The organism is Sphingomonas sp. CL5.1 (assembly GCF_013344685.1).
Lineage (GTDB): Bacteria > Pseudomonadota > Alphaproteobacteria > Sphingomonadales > Sphingomonadaceae > Sphingomonas.
Genome location: NZ_CP050137.1, coordinates 1,468,380 through 1,486,304, shown reverse-complemented (window position 1 = coordinate 1,486,304; position 17,925 = coordinate 1,468,380). Strand labels below are relative to the sequence as shown.

The 17,925-nt window shown below is 69.6% G+C and carries 16 protein-coding genes; 7 read left to right on the top strand and 9 right to left on the bottom strand.

Going from position 1 to position 17,925, the window contains the following annotated elements; translation table 11 throughout:
- Positions 1 to 93: 93 nt before the first annotated feature.
- Complete coding sequence (locus F9288_RS07260) at positions 94 to 330, bottom strand: hypothetical protein (RefSeq protein ID WP_174836006.1); 237 nt, start codon at positions 328 to 330, stop codon at positions 94 to 96.
- A gap of 149 nt (positions 331 to 479) precedes the next feature.
- Between F9288_RS07260 and mnmA the strand changes: the two genes are divergently transcribed.
- On the top strand, positions 480 to 1,583 hold the full coding sequence (gene mnmA / locus F9288_RS07255; RefSeq protein WP_174836005.1) for a tRNA 2-thiouridine(34) synthase MnmA: 1,104 nt from the start codon (positions 480 to 482) through the stop codon (positions 1,581 to 1,583).
- Between the two features lie 29 nt (positions 1,584 to 1,612).
- Here mnmA and F9288_RS07250 read toward each other — a convergent pair whose 3' ends face one another.
- From F9288_RS07250 to F9288_RS07235, 4 genes are read right to left on the bottom strand one after another with little or no spacing between them, the layout of a single operon-like run.
- A complete protein-coding gene (locus tag F9288_RS07250; protein WP_174836004.1) occupies positions 1,613 to 3,163 on the bottom strand; it encodes a DHA2 family efflux MFS transporter permease subunit in 1,551 nt (516 codons plus the stop codon).
- A gap of 27 nt (positions 3,164 to 3,190) precedes the next feature.
- Complete coding sequence (locus tag F9288_RS07245) at positions 3,191 to 4,384, bottom strand: efflux RND transporter periplasmic adaptor subunit (RefSeq protein WP_174836003.1); 1,194 nt, start codon at positions 4,382 to 4,384, stop codon at positions 3,191 to 3,193.
- Positions 4,381 to 5,805, bottom strand: coding sequence for an efflux transporter outer membrane subunit (locus F9288_RS07240; protein ID WP_254621116.1), 1,425 nt, complete (start codon positions 5,803 to 5,805; stop codon positions 4,381 to 4,383). The genes F9288_RS07245 and F9288_RS07240 overlap by 4 nt, the downstream gene beginning before the upstream one ends.
- A complete protein-coding gene (locus F9288_RS07235) occupies positions 5,793 to 6,257 on the bottom strand; it encodes a MarR family winged helix-turn-helix transcriptional regulator (protein ID WP_174836002.1) in 465 nt (154 codons plus the stop codon). Before F9288_RS07235 ends, F9288_RS07240 begins: the two co-directional genes overlap by 13 nt.
- Before the next feature lie 115 nt (positions 6,258 to 6,372).
- Between F9288_RS07235 and F9288_RS07230 the strand changes: the two genes are divergently transcribed.
- From F9288_RS07230 to F9288_RS07215, 4 genes are all read left to right on the top strand, one after another.
- On the top strand, positions 6,373 to 9,195 hold the full coding sequence (locus F9288_RS07230; protein ID WP_174838937.1) for a pitrilysin family protein: 2,823 nt from the start codon (positions 6,373 to 6,375) through the stop codon (positions 9,193 to 9,195).
- A complete protein-coding gene (locus F9288_RS07225; protein WP_174836001.1) occupies positions 9,185 to 9,481 on the top strand; it encodes a hypothetical protein in 297 nt (98 codons plus the stop codon). Before F9288_RS07230 ends, F9288_RS07225 begins: the two co-directional genes overlap by 11 nt.
- A 162-nt stretch (positions 9,482 to 9,643) precedes the next feature.
- Positions 9,644 to 10,834 (top strand): cytochrome P450, encoded by a 1,191-nt coding sequence (locus tag F9288_RS07220; RefSeq protein WP_174836000.1) that lies wholly within the window; start codon positions 9,644 to 9,646, stop codon positions 10,832 to 10,834.
- A 143-nt stretch (positions 10,835 to 10,977) separates the two neighbouring features.
- Positions 10,978 to 12,000: a hypothetical protein gene (locus F9288_RS07215; RefSeq protein WP_174835999.1), complete on the top strand. Its 1,023-nt coding sequence runs from the start codon at positions 10,978 to 10,980 to the stop codon at positions 11,998 to 12,000.
- Between the two features lie 6 nt (positions 12,001 to 12,006).
- Here the strand turns inward: F9288_RS07215 and F9288_RS07210 are convergent, their stop codons facing one another.
- The 3 genes from F9288_RS07210 to gpmA form a co-directional block, all read right to left on the bottom strand.
- Positions 12,007 to 13,074, bottom strand: a complete 1,068-nt coding sequence (locus F9288_RS07210; RefSeq protein WP_174835998.1) for a 5-(carboxyamino)imidazole ribonucleotide synthase — start codon at positions 13,072 to 13,074, stop codon at positions 12,007 to 12,009.
- Positions 13,071 to 13,547 carry a 5-(carboxyamino)imidazole ribonucleotide mutase gene (purE, locus tag F9288_RS07205; protein WP_254621115.1) on the bottom strand — a complete coding sequence of 159 codons (477 nt, stop codon included), beginning with the start codon at positions 13,545 to 13,547 and terminating at the stop codon, positions 13,071 to 13,073. The genes F9288_RS07210 and purE overlap by 4 nt, the downstream gene beginning before the upstream one ends.
- A 98-nt stretch (positions 13,548 to 13,645) precedes the next feature.
- Complete coding sequence (gene gpmA / locus F9288_RS07200) at positions 13,646 to 14,332, bottom strand: 2,3-diphosphoglycerate-dependent phosphoglycerate mutase (RefSeq protein ID WP_174835997.1); 687 nt, start codon at positions 14,330 to 14,332, stop codon at positions 13,646 to 13,648.
- 84 nt (positions 14,333 to 14,416) lie between these two features.
- Here gpmA and F9288_RS07195 point away from each other — a divergent pair, with 84 nt between their 5' ends.
- Entirely contained in the window at positions 14,417 to 15,145 is a 729-nt protein-coding gene (locus tag F9288_RS07195) for a dienelactone hydrolase family protein (RefSeq protein WP_174835996.1), read from the top strand.
- A 218-nt stretch (positions 15,146 to 15,363) separates the two neighbouring features.
- Positions 15,364 to 16,695: a NupC/NupG family nucleoside CNT transporter gene (locus tag F9288_RS07190; protein ID WP_174835995.1), complete on the top strand. Its 1,332-nt coding sequence runs from the start codon at positions 15,364 to 15,366 to the stop codon at positions 16,693 to 16,695.
- Here the strand turns inward: F9288_RS07190 and F9288_RS07185 are convergent.
- A complete protein-coding gene (locus F9288_RS07185; protein ID WP_174835994.1) occupies positions 16,692 to 17,873 on the bottom strand; it encodes a glycosyltransferase family 2 protein in 1,182 nt (393 codons plus the stop codon). The genes F9288_RS07190 and F9288_RS07185 overlap by 4 nt on opposite strands.
- Positions 17,874 to 17,925: the final 52 nt, after the last annotated feature.

Here is a 17,925-nt window from a genome sequence, read left to right as displayed (position 1 = left end):
TTCGGGGCGGGGGGCCCCCTCTCCAACTACGAGACCCTTGGCTTAGCGGGCAGGCCGTTGCCCCCTGCCTAAGCGGCACGGTAAACGGGAAATTCATGCATCTTTCCAATCGGTCAGCGCACGCGCCATGCCGCCGTTGAACGCCCCGTCGGCAGGCATGAACCGATCCTCCGCGACCGCGCGGCTCGTCATCCGCGCGTGAGCGATCGCGGTCGGCGAGGCGGCCTGCCGCGCCGCGATCCGCACCAGCAGGACGGCCAGATCGACCGGCAACAGCACCGCCGCGGCGGCGGCGGCGGCGGTGTCGAATCTGCCGAAACTCAAATCCATCGCGGCCCTTTTCGCATTGCACGCCTTACCCGGCAGGCGCGGATGCGGTTCTACGCGGCTATGCTGAAGGTCCCGTAAAGGCGGCGGAAACGCTTCGTTCACCAAGGTTACTTTGCGTGCGCGCGCGCTCTCCTGTATCGGCGCGGACGATGGATCAGGTGGATTTCCAGCTCGGCGAAAGCCTTTCGGGCAAGCGCATCGTCGTCGCCATGTCGGGCGGGGTCGACAGCTCGGTGGTGGCCGCGCTCGCTCATACGACCGGCGCGGAGACGATCGGCGTGACGCTCCAGCTCTACGATCACGGCGAGGCGGTGGGGCGCGCCGGCTCGTGCTGCGCCGGCCGCGACATCCGCGACGCGCGCGCGGTGTGCGACCGGCTGGGCATCGCGCATTACGTGTTCGACCATGAATCGCGTTTCCGCGAGACGGTGGTGGACCGGTTCGCCGACGAATATCTCGCCGGGCGCACCCCGATCCCCTGCGTCCAGTGCAACATGGGGCCGAAGTTCACCGACCTGTTCGCGCTGGCCCGCGATCTCGGCGCGGATTGCCTCGCGACCGGCCATTACGTTCGTCGCATGATCGGCACGGACGGCCCCGAACTGCATCGCGGCCTCGATCCGGCGCGCGACCAGAGCTATTTCCTGTTCGCGACGACACGGGCGCAGCTCGATTTCCTGCGCTTCCCGCTCGGCGCGCTGCCCAAGGCGCGGGTGCGCGAGATCGCGGCCGCGCTTGGCCTCGGCGTCGCGGCCAAGCCCGACAGTCAGGACATCTGCTTCGTCCCCGACCGCGATTATGCCGGCCTCGTCCGCAAGCTCAGGCCCGAGGCGGACACGGCGGGCGAGATCGTCGATCTGGAGGGGCGCACGCTCGGCCGGCATCGCGGCATCATCCATTTCACCGTCGGCCAGCGGCGCGGGCTGGAGATCGGCGGCACGCCCGAGCCGCTCTATGTCGTGCGCGTCGACGCGGCCGAGAAGAAGGTGGTGGTCGGCCCGCGCGCCGCGCTGGCGGTCGGCGCGGCGCGGCTGGAGGGGATCAACACCCTCGGCCCGCTCGATCGCCCGCTCAGCGCCAAGGTGCGCTCGATGGCCAAGCCGGTGCCGGCGCGGCTGTCGGGCGACCGCCTGCTGTTCGACGCGCCGGAATATGGCGTCGCGCCGGGGCAGGCGGCGGTGCTCTATGACGGCGACCGCGTGCTCGGCGGCGGCTGGATCGCCGCGACGGAGGCGGCAGCGCTGGCGGCCTAGGGCCGATCAACATCCAGTTCTGACGGCCCCTAGTCCGCCGCGATCGGCCCGTCGTGCGGCGCGGGCTTGCGGGTGAACCACACCACCACGATCATCGCCGCAGACAGCCATGCCGAGAGCCGGAACAGGTCGGTCGAGGCAAGCAGATACGCCTGCCCCACCATCTGCCGCGTCACCGCCGCCGCGGCCTGCGTCGCGTCGAGGCCCATGTGCGCCAGCCCCTCCACCGACAGGCGATAGGGCATGTTGTCGCCGACCGCCTCGGCGAGCCGGCTCTGGTGCAGCGCCTCGCGCCGGTCCCACGCGGTCGTGATGATCGACGCGGCGAAGGCGCCCGCCACGATGCGCGCGAAGTTCGAGATGCCGGTCGCCGAGGGGATCTTCTCCGGCGGGATGCGATCGAGCGAGATCGTCACCATCGACAGGAAGAAGGTCGCCATCGACACGCCCTGCACCAGCAGCGGCAGCATGAAGTCCCAGAAGCTCGCCGTCGTCGTATAGCCGGAGCGCATCCAGTAGCTGATCGCGAAGCCGACGAAGGCGATCGTCGCGAGGATGCGCGCATCGACCTTCCCGGCCGCGCGCGCCACGAACGGCGTCAGCACCACCGCCACCACCCCGCTCGGCGCGGCGACCAGCCCGGCCCAGGTCGCGGTATAGCCGAGTTGCGTCTGCATCCACAGCGGCATCAGCAGGATGTTGGCGAAGAACACCGCATAGCCGAGGCAAAAGGCGAGCGTGCCGATCGCGAAATTCCAGTTGGCGAACAGCGACAGGTCGACCGTCGGGTGATCGTCGGTCAGCTCCCAGATCAGCCACGCGACGAAGCTGATCGCGGCGACGACGGCCAGCACGACGATCGTCGGGTCGTTGAACCAATCGGCGTTCTTGCCGAGGTCGAGCATGATCTGGAGCGAACCGACCCACGCCACCAGCAGCCCCAGCCCGACCGTGTCGATCGGCGCCTTGACGGTCGGCGTCTCGCGCTTCGCGAGGTTCGGCCAGCAGATGCCGACGACGACGAAGCCGATCGGCACGTTGATCAGGAAGATCCAGCTCCAGTGGTAATTGTCGGAGATATAGCCGCCGAGGATCGGCCCCATGATCGGCGCGACCAGCGTCGTCATCGACCAGATGCCGAGCGCCTGCGAGCGTTTGTGCGACGGAAAGACCGAAATGAGCAGCGCCTGGCTGCCCGGCATCATCGGCCCGGACACCGCGCCCTGCAGCACGCGGAAGACGATCAGCGACGGCAGGCTCCACGCGATGCCGCACAGGAACGAGGCGATCGTGAACAGCGCGAGGGAGACGCAGAAGGTCCGCACCACCCCGAACCGCCGCATCAGCCACCCCGTCAGCGGCACCGAGATGCCGTTGGCGACCGCGAACGCGGTGATGATCCATGTCGAATTGTCGCTCGACACGCCGAGGTTGCCGGCGATCGTCGGCAGCGAGACGTTGGCGATCGTGCTGTCGAGCACCATCATGAAGGTGCCCATCGCCAGCCCGATCGCGACGAGCGCCAGCCGCGCGCCGTGGAGCGGCGGCGGGCCGGCGGGAGCGGCGGCGGCGTCTGCCATGGCGATCGGCCCCTTACCCGCGCCGGCTCAACGGTTCGCCGCGATGATCTGGCGGATGCGCGCCTCGACGGCGGGATCGCTCGCGTCGGTCGCCACGTCGCCGCGATAGGGCGCCGCCGCCTGCTGCGCGAGCCGCGCGCCGGAACGGTCGGCGGTGTCCACGGTGGTCGTCACCGACAGGCCGACGCGCAGCGGGTTCTTCTCCAGCTCCTTCGGATCGAGCGCGATGCGCACCGGCACGCGCTGCACGATCTTGATCCAGTTGCCGCTGGCGTTCTGCGGCGGCAGCAGCGCGAAGGCGTTGCCGCTGCCCGCGCCCAGCCCGACGACGCGGCCGTGGTAGACGATCTTGCCGCCGTACATGTCCGACACGACCTTGACCGGCTGGCCGATGCGCAGATCGCGCAGCTGCGTCTCGCGGAAATTGGCGTCGATCCACACGCGGTTGAGCGGCACCACGGCCATCAGCGGTGTGCCGGCCTGGATCTGCTGGCCGACCTGCACGGTACGCTGCGCCACCACGCCATCGATCGGCGCGACGATGTGCATGTGACTGCGCGTGATCGCCGCGCGGCGATAGGCCGCGATCGCCGTCATCACCGCCGGATTGGTGTTGACGGCGGTGCCCGCCACCGCGCTCTGCGCCTGCGCTTCCTGCGCGCGGGCGAGGTTGAGCGTCGCGCTGGCGACCTTCACCGCGTCCGCCGCGTGGCTCAGCTCCTCGCCGGAAATCGCGCCCGCGCCGGCGGCGGCCTTGCGGCGGCCATAATCCGCCTGCGCCGCCGAAAGCTGCGCCTCCGCCTGGATCACCGCCGCGCCCGACGCGCCGACCTTGGAGAAATCGGCGCGGGTGGCGCGCACCGCGCGGGCCAGCTCCGCCTCGGCCGAAGCGAGGTTGACGTCGGCGGTCGCCGGATCGAGGTCGATCAGCGGCTCGCCGGCCTTCACCGCCTGCGTGTTGTCGGCGTGCAGCGAGACGACCGTGCCCGCGTCGCGCGCGGTGATCGCCACCACGTCGCCCGCGACATAGGCGTCGTCGGTCTCCTCCGACGGCGGTGCGAGCAGCACGCCGAAGATCAGCCAGCCCAGCCCGGCGAACGCCACGATCACCGCGAGCGCGGTCAGCAGGCGTTTGCGGGTGCGTGCCTTGCCGCCGTTGGGGATATCGGCAGCGGCGGGCGGCGCGCCGTTCGTGGAAGCGGGAGTCTCTGCGTCGGTCATTGCTGGGTGTCCCGTGAAGGATCGAAGCCGCCGCCGAGCGCCTCGGCGAGCTGCGCGCGCGCGGCGAGCGCGTCGATGGCGAGATTGGTTTCGGCGAGTTGCGCGTCGAGCAGCCGCACGTCGGTGTCGATCAGGTCGAGCCGCGAGGCGAGGCCGCTCGACACGCGGATGCCGTTGAGCCGTGCCGTCTCCGCATAGCCGCGCACGACATCGCCCTGCCTGGCGCGCTCGGCATCGGCGGCGCGGATCTTCGCCACCGCGTCCGCCGCCTCGCGCACCGCGCCGACCACCTTCGCATTATAATCGGCGACGGCGAGGTCCAGCCCGGCGGTGGCGCCGGCGAGATCGGCCTTGAGCCGCCCGTTGTCGAAGATCGGCAAATGGATCGCCGCCCCGCCCCCGGCCACGCCCGAATCCATGTCGAACATGTTGCCGAGGCCGAGCGCCTGAAGCCCGGCAAGCGCGGAGATGTTGACGTTCGGATAGAAAGCGCGCCGCGCGACCTGCCGCCCCGCCGCCGCCGCCGCGATCCGCGCCTGCGCCGCCGCGATGTCGGCGCGGCGGGCGAGCAGATCGGCAGGAATCGTCGCGGGCAGCGGCAGCGCGGTATCCGCCACGACGCTGGTCGCCCCGATCGTCGCCGGATAATCCGCCCCGCGCCCGGCCAGCGCCGCCAGCGCGTTCACCGCCAGCGCGCGCGCGGCATGGGCGCGGGTCAGCGCCAGCTCGGCCTGCGCGAGCAGCGTGTTCGCCGCCTCGCGATCGAGCTTGCTGGCGAGGTTGCTGCGGATGCGCACGTCGATCAGCTTCAGCGACTGGTTGCGCGCCGCGATCGTGCGCTCGGCCAGCGCCGCCTGCCGTTCGGCGCGCACCACCTCCAGATAGGTCGAGACGATCGCGCCCTGCAACATCAGACGCGCCGCGTCCGCGTCCAGCGCCGCCGCGCGCGTCGAGGCACGCGCGCTTTCGATCGCCGCCTTCTGCCGCCCGAACAGGTCGAGGTTCCACGCCAGCCCGGCCTGTACGTTGCCGAGGAAGCGCACCGTCCCGCCATAGGGCGGCGGATAGATATAGGTGCCGGACAGGCGCTGCTCCATGCCGTTGGCGTCGAACGCCACGTTCGGCCCATCCTCCGCCCGGCGCGAGGCAAGCGCCGCCTGCGCCTGCCGCACCCGTGCCGCCGCCGCGTCGAGCGTCGGATTGCCGGCGAGCGCGTCGGCGAGGATGCGATCGAGCTGCCGGTCGCCCAACGCGCGCCACCATTGCGCGTCGACCGCCGGGGCGGCCGCACCGACTAGGCCGAGATCGGCCGGCGCCTTCGCGTTCACCGCCGGGCGCGTGTCGGGCGGGGTGCAACCCGCCAGCGCGGCGCCGGCCATCAGCATCGCGCCAATCGTCCTCATGGTCGTCAGGCGTTGCATGGCCCGGCCTTCTCCATCGATGTCCTGAGCCGTCGCAGCATCGCCAACAGCGCCTCGACCTCCGACTCGTTCCAGTCGCCGAGCCAGTGGTTCCAGCATTCGATCACCTTGCGCCGCCCGCGCATCGCGACTTCATAGCCCTCCGGCGTCAGCGCGAGGCGGACGATGCGGCGATCGTCCTCCGCCCGCGTCCGCTCCACCCAGCCGCGCTCCTCCAGCGCGTCGATCAGCCGCGTCATCGCGCCCTTGTCGTGGGCGAGTTGGCGGGCAAGCTCGGCGCAGGTGTCGGCGAAATGGAAGTGCAGCGAGACCATCGCCATCCACTGCGAGGCGTTCAGCCCCTCCCCCGCCAGCGCCCGCTCCAGCCCGGCCATGCTCATCTGGTTGATCAGCCGCACAAGATAGCCCGGCGACGAATCGGGAATGAAATTGGATTCGTTGAACGGGTGCATTTGGTTGCCTTGGCAATCATTGCCGTGGCAGTCAACTGCTCTTTCGCCGGCTTTACGTCGCTTCGTCGCGGCCCTAGCGTTCGCAGCGATCCACAGGAGTTCCCGCTTGCGTTTCATGCCCCTCGGCGCCGCCATCGCGCTGGCGCTCATCTCCCCCGCCGCCTTCGCGCAGGCCGATGCCGGCAAGGCCGCGCCGGTTTCCGAGTTGGTCCGCGCGATCGACATTCCCTATCAGCAATTCACGCTGAAGAACGGCCTGCGCGTGGTGGTCCACACCGATCGCAAGGCGCCGGTGGTCGCGGTTAGCATCTGGTACGACGTCGGATCGAAGCACGAGCCGAAGGGCAAGACCGGCTTCGCGCACCTGTTCGAGCATCTGATGTTCAACGGCAGCGAGAACGCGCCGGGCGATTTCTTCGAGCCGCTGAAACAGGCAGGCGCGACCGATCTCAACGGCACCACCTATTTCGACCGCACCAATTATTTCGAGACGGTGCCGAAATCGGCGCTGGACCGCGCGCTGTTCCTCGAAAGCGACCGGATGGGCTGGCTGACCGGCGCGATCACGCAATCGGTGCTCGACAGGCAGCGCGGCGTCGTCCAGAACGAGAAGAGGCAGGGCGACAACCGCCCCTATGGCCTCGTCCGCTACAAATTGACCGAGGGGCTGTTCCCGCCGGACAATCCCTATGGCCATACGACGATCGGCTCGATGGCCGATCTCGACGCGGCCAGCCTCGCCGACGTGAAGGGCTGGTTCCACGATCATTACGGGCCGAACAACGCGGTGCTGGTCCTTGCCGGCGACATCGACGTCGCGACCGCGAAGCCGCTGGTCGAGAAATATTTCGGCGCCATCCCCGCCGGCCCGAAAAGCGTGCCGCCGAAGGTCGAGGTGCCGACGCTCCCCGCCCCGAAATCGGAGACAATCAAGGATCGCGTGGCCGCGCCGCTGGTCATCAAGGCATGGGCGGTGCCCGGCCTGAACGACCCCGATTCCGTCCCGCTCGACGTGGCGGCGGCGGTGCTCGGCGGCCTCGCCAGCTCGCGGTTGCAGAACGTGCTGGTCAAGCAAGAGAAGCTCGCGGTCGACGTCGGCGCGGATTCTGACGCCTTCGCCCAGGTCGGCATGTTCACCGTCAACGCGATCGTCAGCCCCGGCGTCGATCCGGCATTGGTGTCGAAGCGGCTCGACGAGATCGTCGCGGACCTCGCGAAGAACGGCCCCACCGCCGACGAGGTGCAGCGCGTGCTGACAACCGCCGTCTCGCGACGCATCAGCGGGCTGGAGAAGGTCGGCGGCTTCGGCGGCAAGGCCGTGGCGCTGGCCGAGGGCGAACTCTATTCGAACGATCCGGGCTTCTACAAGAAGCAGCTCGCGGCGCTTGCCGCGCAGACGCCGCAAACCGTGCGCGACGCGGCGCGCAAATGGCTCAGGCGCCCCGCCTATACGCTGACCGTCCTGCCCGGCGAGCGCGATCATTATGCCGAGGCGGAGGCGAAAGCGCCGCCGCCCGCCGCCGCCACGCCGCCGGTCAAGGGCACGCGCGGCCCGATCCCGCCGGCCGGCGCGGTGGCGGACCTCGCCTTCCCCCAGGTGGAGCGCACGCGGCTCGCCAACGGGATCGAGCTGATCTACGCCAACCGCACCACCGTGCCGATCACGCGCGGCGTGCTGAGCTTCGACGCGGGCACCGCCGCCGACGTCGCCGACAAGCTCGGCACCCAGACGCTGACGCTGGCGATGATCGACGAGGGCACGAAGGCGCTCGATTCGATCCATCTCGCCGAGGCGGGGGAGCGGCTCGGGCTGGATATCGCGACCGGCTCGTCGGCGGATCGCACGACGATCAGCTTCCGCGCGCCGAGCGCCAATCTCGCCCCGGCGGTGGCGCTATGGGCGGATATCGCCCGCGCGCCCGCCTTCCCCGAAAGCGAGCTGCCGCGCGTCAAGGGCCAGCTCCTCGCCGGCATCGCGCAAGAGCTGACCGACCCGGCCGGCCTCACCCGCCGCGTGCTGCCGCCGATCCTCTATGGCGCGGGCAGTCCCTACGCGAAGGGACGCGGCAGCGGCGACGCCAGGGCGGTCGTGACGCTGACCCGCACCGACCTCGTCGCCTTCCGCCAGGCGTGGCTGCGCCCGGACAAGGCGAAGATCTTCGTCGTCAGCGATCGCCCGCTCGCCGAGGTGAAGGCGGTGCTCGACCATGCCTTCGGCGACTGGCGGATGGACGGCGCGGCCGGCGAGAAGCTGTTCCGCGAGGACCGCAGCCTGCCGGCGCCGCGCATCATCCTGATCGACCGGCCGGATTCGCCGCAATCGCTGATCTCGGGCGGGCTGCGCACCGGGCTGCGCGGCACCGACGACCTGCTCCCCGCGATCACCATGAACGACGCGCTGGGCGGCGATTTCCTCGGCCGGCTCAATATGGACCTGCGCGAGGACAAGCACTGGTCCTATGGCGTCTCGGGCAATTTCATGCGCAACGCCTTCGCCGCGCCTTATGTCGTCAGCGCGCCGGTGCAGGCGGACAAGACCGGGGCGTCGATCGCCGCGCTGCGCGCCGACCTTTCCGCCTTCGTCACCACGAAGCCGCTGACGCAGGCGGAGTTCGACCGCACCGTCGCCGACGCGACTCGCTCGCTCGCCGGCAATTTCGAAACATCGAGCGCGGTGCTCGGCGCGATGCAGGCGAACGATCTCTATCGCCGGCCGGACGATTATTACGCGACGATCACGCGGAAATATCGCGCGCTGACCCGCGACGAGCTGGACGCTACGGCAAGGCGGGTGATCGTGCCCGATCGCTTCGTGTGGATCGTCGCGGGCGATGCGAAGATCGTCCGGCCGCAGCTTGACTCGCTCGGCCTGCCGGTCGAGGTCATCACCGCGACGTCCATCACGGACGAGAAGCAGGAGAGCGCCAATGGCCGTTGATGGCACCTACGACGTCACCGTGAAATCCCCGCTGGGCGATCAGAAGACCACCCTCACCGTGAAGAGCGACGGCGCGGCCTTCACCGGCACCGCCGCCGGCGCGATGGGCTCGTCCGACATTTCGGGCGAGGTCGACGGCAACACGCTGACCTGGAAGCAGCAGATGACCGTGCCGATGCCGATGACGCTGGACATGAAGGCGACGATCGACGGCGACACGCTGACCGGCACGGTCGGCGCGGGCGCGTTCGGCAGCTTCCCGATGAACGGCACGCGCTCGGCGTAAGCGCGCACGGAGCCGGCGAAGCACGGCCGCGCCGGGGACCGCCCGGCGCGGCCGTTTTTCGTGTGCGAACAGCGGCTTGCATCCGTGGCGACGTGGATATTTGACAGTCCGGTCGGGCAATCATATCATTCGCTAGCTAAGCAAATAGCGGGAGAGGGGCTGATGAACACGCCCGTCCGGATCGATCCGACATCGCGCGAGTTCCGTCGCGACAGCATCGCGATCTATCGGCACCTTCTGCGAACCCAGCCCGTCACCGCGCTGGATGACGGCCGCTACCTGTTGTGCGGCTATCACGATGTCAAACGGGCGCTCACCGATCTCGAATCCTTTCGCCGCCCGACCGAGGCGTCGGTCGCGCGCCGCAGGCCGGGCAGCATGTCCGAGGCGTTCGCGCGCAACAACATGATCGGCCTCAACCCGCCCGACAATACCCGGTTTCGGCGCGCGATGGCGCGAGCCTTCGCGCCCAGGCGGGTCGAGCAGCTCGCCCCCGACATGCGGAAAAGCTGCGACGCGCTGATCGACCGGATGATCGAAAGCCGCGAATGCGATTTCATCCATGATTTCGCCCTGCCGCTGCCGGTGGCGATCATCTGCCGGATGCTGGACATCCCGCTGGCCGACCAGCATCTGTTCGAGCACTGGTCGGCGGCGCTGCTCGCGGGCCTCGAGCTGTCCGCCGATCCCGGCGAAGCGGAGCGGGCGGAAACCGCGACCGCGAACCTGTACGACTATCTGGACGGGATAGCGGCGGAACGGCGGAGGCATCCTGGCGAGGATCTGATCTCGACGCTGATCGAGGCGGCCAATGAGGAGAAGATCAGCGCGCAGGAGGTGATCTGGGGGGCCATCACCCTGCTCGTCGCCGGCCATGAGACCACCACCCATCTGCTCGGCAACGGCATGCTCGCGCTGATCCGCGATCCCGGCCAGATGCGCCTGCTGCGCGAGCGGCCGGACCTGACCGTCAACGCCGTGGAGGAATTCCTGCGCTACGATCCGTCGGTTTACGTGCTGTTCCGGGAAACGTCGCGCGACGTGACGTTCGGCGCGACCGCCGTTCCCAGGGGCACCTTCCTGATCCTGTCGCTCGCGGCCGCCAATCGCGATCCGTCCGTCTTCGCCGACCCCGATCGCCTCGACATCACGCGTGAGAACGCCAGGCAGCATCTTGCCTTCGGCGCCGGCTTCCACTTGTGCCTTGGTCAGGCCGTGGCCCGGCTGGAAGGGCGCATCGCCTTCGAAATGCTGATGCGCCGGATCACCACGATCGAGCTGGCGCGCGAGCCGACGCCGCGCGACGGGCTGATGTTCAAGGGCAATCACGAAATGCCGGTGCGCGTGCTGTGAAGGCCGCGTGGCGTGACGGGGCGCGCGCCGCCTGATCCGCCGGGCGGAGCGGGAATGTCGGCCCCGCCGTTCTCGCGCCCGCGAGCCGCCGGCCGACAAATCCGCCATTGACGGACTTGTTCCTTTTTGAGACGATTCGTCTCATGGGGGGCATTGGATCAAACGTCGTCTATCTCGCCACCACGCTCGCGGCGGGCAATCATCCGGCGATCCTCCCGGCGGATCAGACCAGCGCGATGAACATCGCCAGCCCGGAAGCCGGGTCGAACGCGCAGCCGGCTCACGGTTATGTCATCCTCGATGTGCCGAAACTCGACGGCGGGTTGAACAGGCGATCGCTCGGCAATGCCATCGCCGAGGGATTGAAGCGCAGCCGCGAGGATTATGCGCCCTCCCGGCCCGAAGCGGGCACGCTGACGCAGCAGGATTTTTCGGCCGGCGATGGGTCGGCGATCAGCGAGCGGGGCGAGCTTGACGACGCGGTGGTCGCCGCGCACGAGGCGCGGATCGCGGTGCTGCGCGAGCGGATCGACAGTCTGAAGCCGGGCGGCGGCACGGCAGCGGCCGCGCAGCTTCGCGATCTTTCCCTCCGCCTGAAACGCGCGGAGGCGGCGCGCAAGCTGGCCCTGGCGCGGATCGCGCTGGACGAACCGCCGCGCGGCTGCGACCCGCGCGGCCGCGTCTCCGCGTGCGGCGATGGGCCGGAAACGGCGGGCGCCACGATCGCCAGCGCGCCGTCGCGACAGGTGGTGGCGCGGAAACACCATCCGATCGCGGCCCAACCGCCGCTCGCCGCCAGCCGATCCGCGCACGGGCGGCGGAGCATGGCGGCGGATCGGATCGCGGGGCCGTCGCGGATGGCGGCGGCCGGGCGCCTGTCACCGCGCGACGCCGCGACGAATGCACGCGCCGCGGCGAATGCGCGCGCCGTGCCGCTGCGCGGAACCGGACAGGCCCGGATCGCGACGCGCGACGCGCAAGCCTCGCTTCAGCCCGGCACGGCCAACCGGCTTGATCGCGCCCGCCATCTGCTCACCGTCGCGCGCGTCTCGCTGGAAGGAGCCGCCGCCGAGCGGCGCTATTCCCCGATCAGGATCGCGGGACTGTGGCAATGGGCGGGAAGCGACACCTGGTCGCTAGCCAGTTACGCGAAGCGCAACGCCTGACGACGCTTACCGCCTGATCCGCGTGACATGCCCCATCTTGCGCCCCGGCCGCGCCTCGCGCTTGCCGTAGAGGTGGAGGTGCGCGCCCGGCTCGGCCAGCACCTCGGACCAGCGTTCCCACGCATCGCCGATCAAATTCTCCATCTCGATCCCCGGCGCGGTCAGCCCCGTGTCGCCGAGCGGCAGGCCGCAGATCGCGCGGATGTGGTTCTCGAATTGCGAGGTGACCGCGCCCTCGATCGTCCAGTGGCCGGAATTGTGGACGCGCGGCGCCATCTCGTTGAACACCGGGCCGTCGGCGGTGGCGAAATACTCGCAGGTCAGCACGCCGACATGGCCGAGCGTCTCGGCGATCCGCCCGGTCAGCGCCGCCGCCTCGGTCCATTGCGCCGCCACTTCCGCCGGCGCGGGCAGGGTCGAGCGGGCGAGGATGCCGTCCTCATGCACGTTCCACGGCGGGGGATAGCTCACCATCGCGCCGTCCGCCCCGCGCACCAGCACGATCGAGAATTCGTGGGCGAAGGTGACGAACGCCTCGAGCACCGCCGGGCCGCCGATCGCCTCCCATGCCGCATCGGCGTCGGCGGGCGAGCGGAGCCGCGCCTGCCCCTTGCCGTCATAGCCCATGCGCGTCGTCTTGAGCACGGCTGGCGTGCCGACTTCGGCGATCGCCGCGTCCAGTTCCGCGCGGCTGCCCACCGCCGCGAACGCCGCCGGGCGGCCGCCCAGCCCCGCGACGAAGCTCTTTTCGGCGATCCGCTCCTGCGCGACGCGCAGCGAGGCGGGCGAGGGATGCACCGGCACCTTCTCCGCCAGCCATTCGACCGGCTCGACCGCGATATTCTCGAACTCGTAGGTCACCACGTCGCATTGCGCGGCGAAATCGGCCAGCACGATGCGGTTGTGGTAATCGGCGCGGGTCAGCGAGGAGGCGGTCTGCGCCGCGACGCTCTCCCGATCCGGCGCGAGGACATGGGTGCGATAACCAAGCTCGGCGGCCGCCGACGCCAGCATCCGCCCGAGCTGCCCGCCGCCGAGGATGCCGATGGTGGCGCCGGGAGGCAGCGTCCTCATTGCGGCGCGTCGGCCACGCCGTCGGTCTGCGCCTGCCGCCACGCCTTGAGCCGCGCCTCCAGCCCGGCGTCGCCGAGCGCGAGGATCGCGGCGGCGAGCAGCCCCGCGTTGGTCGCCCCCGCCTTGCCGATCGCGAGCGTGCCGACCGGGATGCCGCCCGGCATCTGCACGATCGACAGCAGGCTATCCATGCCGTTCAACGCCTTGGATTCGACCGGCACGCCCAGCACCGGCAGATGCGTCATCGACGCCGCCATGCCCGGCAGGTGCGCCGCCCCGCCCGCGCCCGCGATGATGACACGGATGCCGCGCGCCGCCGCGCCGCTGGCGTAATCGTAGAGCCGCTGCGGCGTGCGATGCGCGGAAACGACGCGGGTCTCGTGGTCGACGCCCAGCGCGTCCAGCACGTCGGCGGCGTGCCGCATCGTCTCCCAGTCGGAGGTGGAGCCCATGATGATGCCGACGTGCGCCATTGCGGGCGGTTAGCGAGGCATAGGCATGAGGGCAAGTGCGCGTTGTATCGCGCGCTCCCGTCACCCCGATGTTGTGCCGGGGTGACGGAGCGCCGGGATCAGCGTTCGCTCAGGTAATAGCGATCGGTCGCGTTGAGCGCGTCGTCCAGCTCATAGACGATCGGCTGGCCGGTCGGGATTTCCAGCCCGGTGATCTCGTCGTCCGGGATATTGCTGAGATGCTTGACCAGCGCGCGCAGCGAATTGCCGTGGGCCGAGATCAGCACGCGCTGGCCGTCGCGCAGCGCCGGGGCGATCCGCTCCTCCCAATAAGGCAGCACGCGCGCGATCGTGTCCTTGAGGCTCTCGGTCGCGGGCACGTCGATCCCGGCATAGCGGCGGTCGTTCGCAAGGTCATAGGGGCTGCCCGCCTCCAGCGGCGGCGGGGGAACGTCGAAGCTGCGGCGCCAGATATGCACCTGCGCGTCGCCGTGCTTCGCCGCCGTCTCCGCCTTGTCCAGCCCGGTGAGGCCGCCGTAATGCCGCTCGTTGAGCCGCCAGTTCTTCTCGGTCGGCAGCCACAGCCGGCCCATCGCCTCCAGCGCGATGTTGAGCGTCTTGATCGCCCGCGTCTGGAGCGAGGTGAAGGTCATGTCGAAATCGAGGCCCTTCGCCGCCATCAGCTCGCCGGCCGCACGCGCCTCGGCGGCGCCCTTTTCGGTCACGTCAACGTCCCACCAGCCGGTGAAGCGGTTCTCGAGGTTCCACGCCGACTGGCCGTGGCGGATCAGGACGAGGCGGGGCATTGGCTCTCCTTGCGATGGCTGCGGCCGGTCTGTAGCGCTTTCCGCACATCCGGCAACCTTGGCCGGCAACCTTGGAGAAATGCGATGGCGATCGTCCGGCAGACACTGGTTTACGACGGTCCCGGCGGCCCGTTCGAGGGCGTGATCGCCTATGAGGACGAGGTGGAGACGCCGCGCCCCGGCGTGCTCGTCATCCCCAACGTGCTCGGCCAGAAGGAGGCGGACAATGTCCATGCCGAGAATCTCGCCAAGCTCGGTTATGTCGGCTTCGCCTGCGACCTGTTCGGGCAGGGCCGGCGCAAGACGCGCGAGTCTGAGAATTCGTCCGAATATATGAACGAGCTGAACGCCGACCGCGCGCTGCTGCGCGATCGGCTCGCCGCCTCGCTCGGCGTGCTCAAGGGCTTCGGCCATGTCGATGCGGCGCGGACGGCGGCGGTGGGCTATTGCTTCGGCGGCAAGTGCGCGCTGGACATGGCGCGCGCCGGGCTGGACGTGCTGGGCGTGGTGAGCTTCCACGGCGTCTATGACCGGCCGGACTATGCCAATGTCTCGCCGATCGCGGCGAAGGTGCTGGTCTGCCACGGCTGGGAGGACCCGATCGCCCCGCCCGACGCGATGGTCGCGCTGGGCAGGGAGCTGACCGACAGCGGCGCGGACTGGCAGATCCACGCTTACGGCAATGCCGGCCATGCCTTCACCGATATCGAGCTGAAGGGGAAGATGCCGCATCCCGGCGTCACCTACGAGGAGCGCGCCGACCGGCGGAGCTGGAAGGCGATGCAGGATTTCCTCGCCGAACTGTTCGTCTAGGCCAGGCGCACTTCCCGTCATGCCGGGCTTGACCCGGCATCCAGGGTAACGGGCGATGACGTTCGCGGCTCTGGATGCCGGGTCAAGCCCGGCATGACGGAAGAATGGGCGGCGTCCATCCTTCGCCTGACAGGGAGAATCGTGGTGGCGAAGGGTTGGCGGGCGTGTAAGGGTTGGCGGTCGCGCGGGGGGCCGCGCCCTCAGTAACGCGGGTATCCATGCAACGTCTCCTCATCGGCATCGCCGGCATCGTCGTGATCCTGCTGATCGCGTTCGCGCTGTCGGCGGACCGCCGCGCGATCCGCCCGCGCGTCGTCGGCGCGGCCTTCGCGCTCCAGGCGGGGATCGCGGTGCTGGTGCTCTACGTGCCGTGGGGGCGCGGGATGCTCTCGATCCTGTCGGGCGGCGTGGCGAACCTGCTCTCCTATGCCAATGCCGGCACCGCCTTCCTGTTCGGCAAGCTGGCCGACGATCCGCTCGGCAAGAATTTCGCGATCCAGGCGCTGCCGGTCATCATCTTCTTCGCCGCGCTCGTCTCGATCCTCTATTATCTCGGCATCATGCAGCTCATCGTGCGCTGGATCGGCGGCGCGATCGAGAAGGTGATCGGCACCAGCAAGGTGGAGAGCCTGTGCGCGGCGGCGAACATCTTCGTCGGCCAGTCCGAATCGCCGCTGGTGGTGCGCCCCTATCTCGCGGGGCTGACGCCGGCGCAGCTCTTCACCGTGATGACCAGCGGCATGGCCGGCGTGGCGGGGACGATCCTCGCGGCCTATGCCTCGATGGGGATCAGGATCGAATATCTCCTCGCCGCCTCGTTCATGGCCGCGCCGGGCGGCATCCTGATGGCGAAGATCATCATGCCCGACCGCCCCGAGCCGGCGGCGGGCGAATTGCCGCTCGGCGACATGAGCGAGGAGGATCGCCAGATCGCGCTCGCCGAGGCGCGGATCAGCGGCAAGGGGCCGGCCGCGCTGCTCCCCGAAGGCACGCCGGGCGAGCCGATGCCGCAGGCGACGCATGACGAGGAAAAACCCGCCAACATCATCATGGCCGCCGCGCAGGGCGCGCAGACCGGCGTCAGGCTCGCGGTGGCGGTCGGCGCGATGGTGCTGGCGTTCGTCGCGCTGGTCGCGCTCGCCAACGGCATCCTCGGCGGCATCGGATCATGGTTCGGCTTCCCCGGCCTGAGCTTCCAGGGGCTGCTCGGCTATGTCTTCGCGCCGGTGATGTTCCTGCTCAACGTGCCGTGGCACGAGGCGGGGATCGCCGGCGGGCTGTTCGGGCAGAAGATCGTGCTCAACGAGTTCGTCGCCTATATCTCGCTCGGCGAGCAGCAGGCGCAATTGAGCCAGCGCACCGTGGCGATCGTCACCTTCGCGCTGTGCGGCTTCGCCAATTTCTCGTCGATCGCGATCCAGATGGCGGTGACGGGCAGCCTCGCCCCCAACCAGCGCCCGATGATCGCGAAGCTCGGCATCCGCGCGCTGCTGGCCGGCAGCCTCGCCAACCTGATGTCGGCGGCGCTGGCGGGCTTGCTGCTCGGCTAGCCGGCGGGGCGGATCACCTTCGGCCGCCGCGTCCGCCGCCGCTGCGTCCAGACGAACTGGGTCGCCACGCCGAAGTTGAACACCGCGCTCATCAGCGCCCCCGCGATGCCGGCGAGCGCCCAGTTGCCCTCGCCCGCCAGCACGAGGTCCGCCACGCCGATATTGGCGATGCCGCCGATCGAGCAGACCAGGCAGAAGACGAAATACCCCCCGACGAAGCGCGCGCCGCGCAGCCGCTGCGAGCGATAGGTCACCGAATTGTTGACGACATAGTTGAGCGTCATCGCCGCCACCGTCGCCACCGTCTGCGCGAACAGGAAGGTGCTGCCGAACACCTTCAGCGTCTGCAATATGGCAAGGTGGAACAGCAGGCCCAGCCCGCCCACGGCCGAGAACAGCACGAAGCGCGGGGGGATCAGCCCGCGCGTCACCTTCTCGATCAGCAGGAACAGGAATTCCAGCATGATCATCAGGTCGACCTTGCTCTCCCCCTGCGTGCGGTTGCGGAAGACATAGGGGATTTCGGTGATCTTCAGCTCGCGCGGGGCGGAGCTGATGATGTCGAGCAGGATCTTGTAGCCCTGCTGCGACAGATCGTGGACGCAGGCGTGGAACACGTCGCGCCGGATCGCGAAGAAGCCGCTCATCGGATCGCTGATCCCGGTGCCGAGCACGAGGTTCGCGCACCAGGTGGCGAAACCGCTCATCGCCTGGCGGTCCTTCGACCAGTCGCCGACGCCGCCGCCCTCGACATGCCGGCTGCCGACGACCAGATCGCTGCCGCCCTCCGCGATCAACGCGAGCATCCGCGGCAGCAGGCGCTCGTCATGCTGGCCGTCGGCGTCGATCACCGCGATCACCGGCGCGCTTGCCGCCAGCGCGCCCTCCACCACCGCGGAGGCGAGGCCGCGCCGGCCGATGCGGCGGATGCAGCGCACCGGATAGCCTTCATGCGCGACGGCGAACACCTCCTCGACCGTGCCGTCGCCGCTGTCGTCGTCGACGACGATCAGCTCCCAGCGCGCCTCCCCCATCGCCGCCGCGATCGCCGTGACGAGCGGACGGATATTGGCGCGCTCGTGATAGGCCGGGGAGATGATCGATAGCTGCGGCACCGCCCCTTCCGTTCCCCGCGTCGCCGCGACGTCCACCCGATCGGGCGCGGAGAATGCTGACATGCGGGAACCTCGAAGCCGGGGACGTTGGCCGCCGGTAGCAACATCGCGCGGC